Annotated in this window: 7 protein-coding genes; 6 read left to right on the top strand and 1 reads right to left on the bottom strand. The window is 62.1% G+C overall.

All coding sequences use genetic code 11. The features are described from left to right. The coding region (locus EOA86_RS12485; protein ID WP_164891703.1) for an N-acetyltransferase at positions 1-316 on the top strand (316 nt) is incomplete at its 5' end. A 13-nt stretch (positions 317-329) separates the two neighbouring features. On the opposite strand, the gene EOA86_RS12480 is transcribed toward EOA86_RS12485, so the two are convergent. After that, positions 330-2,132, bottom strand: coding sequence for an NAD(P)/FAD-dependent oxidoreductase (locus tag EOA86_RS12480; RefSeq protein ID WP_128341910.1), 1,803 nt, complete (start codon positions 2,130-2,132; stop codon positions 330-332). Between the two features lie 481 nt (positions 2,133-2,613). On the opposite strand from EOA86_RS12480, the gene EOA86_RS12475 reads away from it, so the two are divergent. The 5 genes from EOA86_RS12475 to EOA86_RS12455 form a co-directional block, all read left to right on the top strand. After that, positions 2,614-4,395 carry an acetolactate synthase 3 large subunit gene (locus tag EOA86_RS12475; protein ID WP_127209629.1) on the top strand — a complete coding sequence of 594 codons (1,782 nt, stop codon included), beginning with the start codon at positions 2,614-2,616 and terminating at the stop codon, positions 4,393-4,395. An 82-nt stretch (positions 4,396-4,477) separates the two neighbouring features. Then, complete coding sequence (gene ilvN, locus EOA86_RS12470; protein WP_029351349.1) at positions 4,478-5,050, top strand: acetolactate synthase small subunit; 573 nt, start codon at positions 4,478-4,480, stop codon at positions 5,048-5,050. A 150-nt stretch (positions 5,051-5,200) separates the two neighbouring features. Beyond that, positions 5,201-5,797 carry a LysE family translocator gene (locus tag EOA86_RS12465; protein WP_127211558.1) on the top strand — a complete coding sequence of 199 codons (597 nt, stop codon included), beginning with the start codon at positions 5,201-5,203 and terminating at the stop codon, positions 5,795-5,797. 167 nt (positions 5,798-5,964) lie between these two features. Further along, the gene (locus tag EOA86_RS12460; protein ID WP_128341909.1) at positions 5,965-7,197 is read left to right on the top strand and encodes an efflux RND transporter periplasmic adaptor subunit; all 1,233 of its coding nucleotides are present in this window, start codon (positions 5,965-5,967) and stop codon (positions 7,195-7,197) included. Beyond that, on the top strand, positions 7,194-8,458 hold a 1,265-nt coding region (locus EOA86_RS12455), incomplete at its 3' end, for an efflux RND transporter permease subunit (RefSeq protein WP_164891702.1). The genes EOA86_RS12460 and EOA86_RS12455, both read left to right, overlap by 4 nt.

Here is an 8,458-nt window from a genome sequence, read left to right as displayed (position 1 = left end):
GGTTGGCACCGTTACCTTGCTGCTCGACTGTCCCCCCAACCAGCCGCACCGGGCCGAGATCGCCAAGCTGATGACCCGCGTCGACCATCGCGGCAATGGCGTGGCTACTCGCCTGATGTCGGCGGCCGAAAGCCTTGCAGTCGAAAAAGGCCGCACGCTGCTGGTCCTGGATACGGCGACAGAGGAGGGCGCTTCCGGTCTCTATGAGAGGTTGGGCTTCACGCTTGCCGGTGAGATACCGGACTATGCATTGAAGCCGCATGGCGGACTGACCGGTACGCTTATCTACTGGAAGCGCATCGGCCAGTCCCGGTAACAGCCCCCGAATTCTATCCCGTGTGGTGGACCTCCTGCAGCCCGTAGACAGGCGTTGCGATGCCCTCGAGCCGTGCTTTCAACTGCAGCGACAGGAACTGCGAATAGTGGCGTGACTGGTGCAGATTGCCGCCGTGGAACCAGAGCGCTTCCTGTTGTGTCGGCTTCCACATGTTGCGCTGTTCGCCCTCCCAGGGGCCAGGGTCCTTGGTGGTGTTCGAGCCGAGACCCCAGCACTTCCCGACTTTGTCGGCGACTTCTTTCGAGATCAGCTCCGCCGCCCAGCCGTTCATCGAAGCGTAGCCGGTGGCGTAGACGACGACATCGGCCGACAGCTCGGTGCCGTCGCTGAGCAGGACCGAATGTTCCTTGATCTCGGTCACGTCGACGCCGCTTTTCAGCTTGACGGCGCCGTCGATGATCAGCTGGGAGGCGCCGATGTCGATGTAGTAGCCGGAACCGCGCCTGAGATATTTCATGAATAGGCCCGAACCGTCGTCGCCCCAGTCGAGCATGAAGCCGGCCCTTTCCAGGCCCTCATAGAAGGCGGCATCGCGCTTCTTCATCTTTTCGTAGAGCGGGATCTGGAACTCGTGCAGGATCTTGTAGGGCAGGGAGGCGAAGATGAGGTCGGCCTTGGCCGTGGTCATGCCGTTTTGCACGGCCTGCTCCGAATAGAGCGCGCCGAGCCCGACATCCATCAGCGTGTCGGATTTGACGATATGCGTGGTCGAGCGCTGCACCATGGTGACGTCGACGCCGGCTTCCCAGAGTGCGGCGCAGATATCGTGCGCGGAATTGTTCGAACCGATGACGACGACCTTCTTGCCAACGTAGCTGTCCGGACCGGGATGTTTCGCAGAATGGTGCTGATCACCCTTGAAATTCTCCATGCCCTTGAACTTCGGGATGTTGGGCCGGCCCGACATGCCGGTGGCCAGCACCAGCTGCTTCGGCTTCAGCGTTATGTCCTTGCCACCGCGATGGACGACGACCGTCCACTCCTTTTTCTCGTCGTCATAGGCGGCGCTCTTGGCCTCCGTGGAGGACCAGTAGTTCAGCTCCATGACCTTGGTGTACATTTCCAGCCAGTCGCCGATCTTGTCCTTGGGCGAGAAGACCGGCCAGTTCCTGGGGAAGTCGATATAGGGCAGATGATCGTACCAGACCGGGTCGTGCAGGCAGAGCGACTTGTAGCGCCTGCGCCATGAATCGCCGGCACGCTCGTTCTTCTCGACGATGATGGTCGGCACGCCGAGCTGCCTCAGCCGGGCACCGAGCGCGATGCCGCCCTGGCCGCCGCCGATGATCAGCGTGTAGGGCTGACTGACAAAGCCAAGTTCGGCGGCTTCTTTCTCACGCTCCTCTTTCCAGGTCGGCCGGTTTTTTCCGTGACCATGCTTGGCGCCCAACGGGCGCGCGAAGCCGGCGGGTTCCTCATGACCCTTCAGCTCGACCATGGTGGTGAGGAGCGTCCAGATCTTGCCGTTCTTCAACCTGATATGGCCGAAGCCGCGCGCAACCTCCGTTTCGAAGCTGATCCAACCTTCGAGCAGCCCGTCGCTCTCTGTGGCCTCTTCGCCTTTCGCAAGCGCCCAGTTCGAAGGTTTCGTCTTCGCCAACTGACTCCTCAGCATATCGTGCACCTGGTCGCGACCTTCCATGGTCTTGATGTTCCAGGTGAAGGTCACCAGGTCGCGCCAGTAGCAGTCTTCCTGAAAGCACCCGACCGCCTTGTCGATGTCGCCGGCGGCAAGCGCTGCGCCGAATCGGTCGAGCAGGTCGGACAGTTTCTTGCCTGGGGCCTTGTCGAGCATCAGATTTCCTCCCGTGAAGTCCTGGTCGTCATCGTGGCTATGCCGGTTGACCGGAGTATCGCGGCAAACTGTGCGCCGCGTCACGTCGTCAAATAGTTTGGCGTGGTTTCAATGGCTTATCGGGACGATCGTGAACTCTGGTCCTGCCGGCGATCGTACCGGAACGGTGCCTTGTGGCGGAACCAACTGGCTCAATGCGATGATCGTCAACCGGCCGTCCGATATGACCAACGGGTTCAAACCCTTTTGACATCGTGTCACATTCCCCGTTGACAGCGGCGCAAAACCAATTCTATTGTCCGCCACCATGAAAACGGCACTCATTCTCGTAGTAGGAAAGCGCGTGGGCAAGGCGGTGTAACCGCCGGGCGAAAACCTCCCATGCGCAAGACACAGGCTCCCTCGGGGGCCTTTTTTATTGCCCGAAACACGACTAAACGACCAGCAATCGCCGCATGGCGGACAGTACGGGACCAGACCGATGAGCAGTGGACAGAACGAGCGGCGCGAAATCACCGGCGCCGAAATGGTGGTGCAGGCGCTGAAGGACAATGGCGTCAAGCATGTTTTCGGCTATCCGGGCGGCGCGGTTCTCCCGATCTATGATGAAATCTTCCAACAGGACGAGGTCGAGCACATCCTCGTCCGTCACGAGCAAGGCGCGGGTCATGCGGCGGAGGGCTATGCGCGCTCGACCGGCAAGGCCGGCGTCATGCTGGTGACATCGGGGCCGGGCGCCACCAACGCGGTAACGCCCTTGCAGGATGCGCTGATGGATTCGATCCCGCTGGTCTGCCTTACCGGTCAGGTACCGACCTCGCTGATCGGCTCGGACGCGTTCCAGGAGTGCGACACGATCGGCATCACGCGCCCCTGCACCAAACACAATTGGCTGGTGAAGGACGTCAACGAGCTCGCGGCAATCATCCACGAGGCCTTCCACGTCGCAACGACAGGACGTCCCGGTCCGGTCGTCGTCGATATCCCGAAGGACGTGCAGTTCGCCAAGGGCATCTACGTGCCGCCACAGACGGCGCCGCGCACGAGCTATCAGCCTAAGGTCCAGGGCGACCTGGAAAAGATCAAGGCGGCGGTCGAACTGATGGCCAACGCGAAAAGGCCGATCCTCTATACGGGCGGCGGTGTCATCAATTCCGGCCCGGAAGCCAGCCATTTGCTGCGCGAACTGGTCGATCTGACCGGCTTCCCGATCACCTCGACGCTGATGGGCCTTGGCGCCTATCCGGCGTCGGGCAAGAACTGGATGGGCATGCTCGGCATGCACGGCACCTATGAAGCCAATATGGCGATGCATGATTGCGACGTCATGGTCTGCATCGGTGCGCGCTTCGACGACCGTATCACCGGTCGGCTCACCGCGTTCTCGCCGAACTCGAAGAAGATCCATATCGACATCGATCCATCGTCGATCAACAAGAACGTCCACACCGATGTGCCCATCATCGGCGATGTCGGCCGGGTGCTGGAGGATCTGGTGCGGCTGTGGCGGGCGACCGCCAAAGCCGACAAGAAGGCGCTCCACCCGTGGTGGGAGCAGATCGCGAAATGGCGGGCGCGGGATTCACTTGCCTACAAGATGAACCACGACGTGATCATGCCGCAATATGCCGTCCAGCGGCTCTACGCACTGACCAAAGACATGGACACCTACATCACCACCGAGGTCGGCCAGCACCAGATGTGGGCGGCGCAGCACTACCATTTCGAGAAGCCGAACCGCTGGATGACCTCCGGTGGGCTCGGCACGATGGGCTACGGCCTGCCGGCGGCGCTCGGGGTCCAGATCGCGCACCCGGATGCGCTGGTCATCGACATTGCCGGCGACGCCTCGGTGCAGATGACGATGCAGGAGATGAGTGCCGCGGTGCAGCACGAAGCGCCGATCAAGATCTTCATCCTCAACAACCAGTATATGGGCATGGTGCGGCAGTGGCAGCAGCTTCTGCACGGCAACCGGCTGTCGCATTCCTACACCGAAGCGATGCCGGATTTCGTCAAGCTTGCCGAAGCCTATGGCGGCCACGGCATCCGCTGCGAGAAGCCGGACGAGCTGGACGACGCGATCAAGGAGATGATTTCGGTGAAGAAGCCGGTGATCTTCGACTGCCGGGTGGCGACACTTGCCAACTGCTTCCCGATGATCCCGTCGGGCAAGGCGCACAACGAGATGCTTCTGCCGGATGAGGCGACCGAGGAGGCGGTGGCCAACGCCATCGACGCCAAGGGCAGGGAACTGGTGTAACTGTCAGCCGGGGCAGCGCTGTCGGAAGAAGCCGTGCGGAAACAGAGAATTGGCTCAAAAGTTTGAAATCGAGATTCATGTCATGAACGCACAGCTTCAACCGACCGGCTCCGCCTACTTCATCGCCAAGGAAACGGAAAAGCCGGAGACTCACACGCTTTCCGTGCTGGTCGACAACGAGCCGGGCGTGCTGGCCCGGGTCATCGGCCTGTTTTCCGGACGCGGCTACAACATCGAGAGCCTGACGGTCTCCGAAACCGAACATGAAAAGCATCTGTCGCGCATCACCATCGTAACGCGGGGTACGCCGCATGTGCTGGAGCAGATCAAGCATCAGCTCGAGCGCATCGTGCCGGTGCACCGTGTCGTCGATCTCACCGTGCGCTCGCATGAACTCGGCCAGGACCGGCCGCTGGAGCGGGAGCTCGCGCTGGTGAAAGTGGCCGGCACCGGCGAAGGTCGCGTCGAGGCGCTGAGGCTGGCCGATGCCTTCCGCGCTAGCGTCATCGACGCCAATACCGAGCATTTCATCTTCGAGATCACCGGCAAGGGCTCCAAGATCGACCAGTTCATCGCCATCATGAAACCGCTCGGCCTGGTCGAGATCTGCCGGACCGGCGTGGCGGCGATGAATCGCGGCCCGCAAGGGATGTAAACCGTCCGGCGCCATGGCTCCAACGCGCTGGCGCCGCCTACACCTGTCTGTTGCTTTTGGTGCTGATCCTCTGGGCCGGCTGCCGGCGCGGGTAGCCTTTGTGCGCCTGAACCAAAAAGACAATATTGCTGACCTGCTTGGGAAGAAGCCATGACCTTCGATGCATTTCTTGCCCTGCTGGTCTATGCCTTCGCGACTTCGATCACGCCGGGCCCGAACAACTTCATGCTTTTGGCTTCCGGCGTGAATTTCGGTTTTGCCAAAACCATTCCGCACATGCTGGGCATCAGCATCGGCTTTCTCGTGCTGCTGCTGGCCGTCGGCTTCGGTCTCGGCGCCGTGCTGACTGCGTTTCCGGCGCTGCACACCGGGTTGAAGGTCGCGGGCGGCGTCTACCTGCTCTATCTCGCCTGGAAGATCGCCATGTCGCGTTCGCTCAGCGGCCAGGGCGAGGCCAATGCGCGACCGATGCGTTTCATCGATGCCGCAGCGTTCCAGTGGGTCAATCCCAAGGCTTGGGTGATGGCTATCACTGCCATGGCCGTCTATGCCATTCCGGAGCATCCGTTTCTGTCGGTGGCGTTGATCTCGATAGCCTTCACCGTCGTCAACCTGCCGAGTGTTTCGGTGTGGGCAGGTTTCGGCATGGCGCTGCGCGGTTTTCTGTCGGATCCGGTACGGCTGAAATGGTTCAACATCGCCATGGGCGTTCTGCTGGCGGCGACGCTGTGGCCGATGCTTCGGTAGCTGCCTTTTATTGTGCGCTGCACATTAAATCTTCGTAATGCCGGGTTTTGGCACTTTTTCGCCTTCGGCGCCTGCTATCTACTTGGTGAAAACCGCGGCACTAGGCTGCGAGTTACGTCAAGATATGACCACCGAACCACGGCCTGTCGGATAGAAGGCTTTTGACGATGCGTGGGAAGATCGTGCTTGCGGTGCTTGCGGCCGCCTGCCTTGTCGCAGCCGGGCTCTACCTTTCGCCCGCGGCAACGGACAAGGTCCGGCAGATGCTGTCAGCGGGGCAGGCGGCTCCTGACAAACCGGCGGCCGCCGCAAATGCCGCACGTTCGACCTCGGTGGTTGCCGCCACCGCTTCGACGGCCGACTTCCCGATCCGGCGCTACGCCATCGGCTTCGTATCCTCCCCCGCCGTGGTCAGCGTGAACGCACGGATCTCGAGCCAGATCACATCGATCGCCGTCAAGGACGGGCAGATGGTGAGGGCTGGCGACCTTCTGTTCTCGCTGGACGACCGCTCACTGAAGGCGCAACAGGCCCGTGACCAGGCGACGCTCGCCAAGGACGAGGCGCTGCTTGCCAGTGCCACGGCCGATCTTGAGCGCGCCAAGAACCTTGTCGCCAGGCAGGCTGGCACGCAGCAAACCTATGATCAGGCAATCGCCGCGCAGAAGTCCGCTGCGGCCACAGTCGATGCCGACAAGGCGTCGCTCGATGCCGACGCTGTCCAACTCGGCTTTGCCACGATCACGGCGCCGATTTCCGGCAGGCTGGGCGCGGTCAACGACGCGATCGGCGATCTCGTCACCACCAGCAACGGCACGTCGACCCCGCTGGTGACCATCACCCAGGTGGACCCGTTGCAGGTGAACTTCAATCTTCCGGAAAGCGATCTTGCCTTGCTGCACAAGGCGCTGGCGGAGCCAAGGGAAGGCGCAGTCACGCTGACCAGGGACGGCGATCCGACGCCGATCGGCAAGGGGACCCTAGATTTCGTCGATGCCAGCGTCGACACAGCCTCCGGCACGATCGCAACGCGTGCCCGCGTGCCCAATGCCGATCTTTCGCTGTGGCCGGGCCAATATGTGAATGTCGTTCTCGATGCCGGCATCATGCCGCCAATGACCTCCGTTCCCACGGTTGCGGTCCAGCCCAGCCAGAAGGGACCGTTCGTCTATGTGATCAAGCCTGACGAGACGGTGGAGATGCGGCCCGTGCAGGTCGCGCTGACCGAAGGCGACAGCAGCGCTATCGGCGAGGGGCTGAAAAGCGGCGAACGTGTCGTCGTCGAGGGCCAGGCAAAGCTGAAGAACGGTTCGCCGATCCGCGAAGCCGAGGTCGGGACCGGCGATCAGGCGTCTCCAAGGGTTGCGGAGGCTGGCAAGGCGGCCGGGACGCGCCCATGATCTCCGAATTTTGCATCCGCAGGCCCGTCGCCACCCTGCTCATGTCCTTTGCCCTCGTGCTGGGCGGGCTGTTCGCTTACAAGTTCCTGCCAGTGGCCGCTCTGCCGAGCGCCGAGTTTCCGGTGGTCAACGTCTCGGCCTCGCTGCCCGGCGCCTCGCCGGAAACCATGGCGACCTCGGTGGCAACGCCGCTGATCAAGCAGTTCGCCACCATCGCCGGCATCGATTCGATCTCGACCACGAATTCGCTTGGCTCCACCTCGATCGCCATCCAGTTCGTGCTTAATCGCGACATCGACGCCGCGGCGGCCGACGTGCAGGCGGCGATCGCGCGAACGCAGCGGCAATTGCCGCCCGAGATGACCAGCCCGCCGAGCTACCGCAAGGTCAATCCGGCCGATGCGCCGATCCTCCTGATGTCGCTGGTCAGCGACACGGTTCCGCTGACCGATCTCGATGCCTTTGCCGAGAATGTGATCTCGCCGTCGCTGTCGACGATCGAAGGCGTGGCGCAGGTCTCGATCTTCGGGCAGCAGAAATACGCCGTGCGCGTCCAGATCGATCCGACGGCGCTGGCCGCACGCGGCATCTCGATCGACCAGCTGCAGACGGCGATCGCCTCGGCCAACAGCAACACGCCGCTCGGCGTGCTGAAGAACGACAAGCAGCAGCTGACGATCACCGCCAATACGCAGCTGAACAACGCGGCGGGATTTTCCAACCTCATTATAGCCACCAGGAACGGCCGTCCGGTGCGGCTCGGCGAGGTGACCCGCGTCATCGATTCGGTCGAGACCACGACGACGGCAAGCTGGTACGACGGCACCCGCGCGATCATCATGGCGGTGCAGCGCCAGCCCGATGCCAACACCGTCGACGTCGTTGACCGTGTCAAGGCGATGCTGCCGTCCTTCCAGGATCAAATGCCGGGGGCGGCCAGTATCCAGTTGCTCAACGACCGCTCGACTTCGATCCGCGAGGCGGTCGACGACGTGCAGTTCACGCTGCTGCTCACCATCGCACTGGTGGTGATGGTGATCTTCCTGTTCCTGCGCCGGGTAACGGCGACAATCATCCCGGCGGTGGCGGTGCCGATCTCGCTGATCGCCACGCTCGGCGCCATGTTCCTGTTCGGCTTTTCTATCGACAACATATCGCTGATGGGTCTGACACTGGCGGTCGGCCTTGTCGTCGACGATGCGATCGTCATGCTGGAGAACATCTTCCGCCACATGGAGGAGGATGGGCTCTCGGCCCCCGA

It is taken from the genome of Mesorhizobium sp. M5C.F.Ca.IN.020.32.2.1, assembly GCF_004023105.1.
GTDB lineage: Bacteria > Pseudomonadota > Alphaproteobacteria > Rhizobiales > Rhizobiaceae > Mesorhizobium > Mesorhizobium wenxiniae.
This window is presented reverse-complemented; position numbering and strand designations above follow the sequence as displayed.

Excerpts from the sequence above, each read along its gene's own strand:
- EOA86_RS12460 (WP_128341909.1), top strand. The coding sequence starts at position 5,965 with ATGCGTGGGAAGATCGTGCTTGCGGTGCTTGCGGCCGCCTGCCTTGTC.
- ilvN (WP_029351349.1), top strand. The coding sequence starts at position 4,478 with ATGAACGCACAGCTTCAACCGACCGGCTCCGCCTACTTCATCGCCAAG.
- EOA86_RS12475 (WP_127209629.1), top strand. The coding sequence starts at position 2,614 with ATGAGCAGTGGACAGAACGAGCGGCGCGAAATCACCGGCGCCGAAATG.
- EOA86_RS12480 (WP_128341910.1), bottom strand. The coding sequence starts at position 2,132 with ATGCTCGACAAGGCCCCAGGCAAGAAACTGTCCGACCTGCTCGACCGA.
- EOA86_RS12465 (WP_127211558.1), top strand. The coding sequence starts at position 5,201 with ATGACCTTCGATGCATTTCTTGCCCTGCTGGTCTATGCCTTCGCGACT.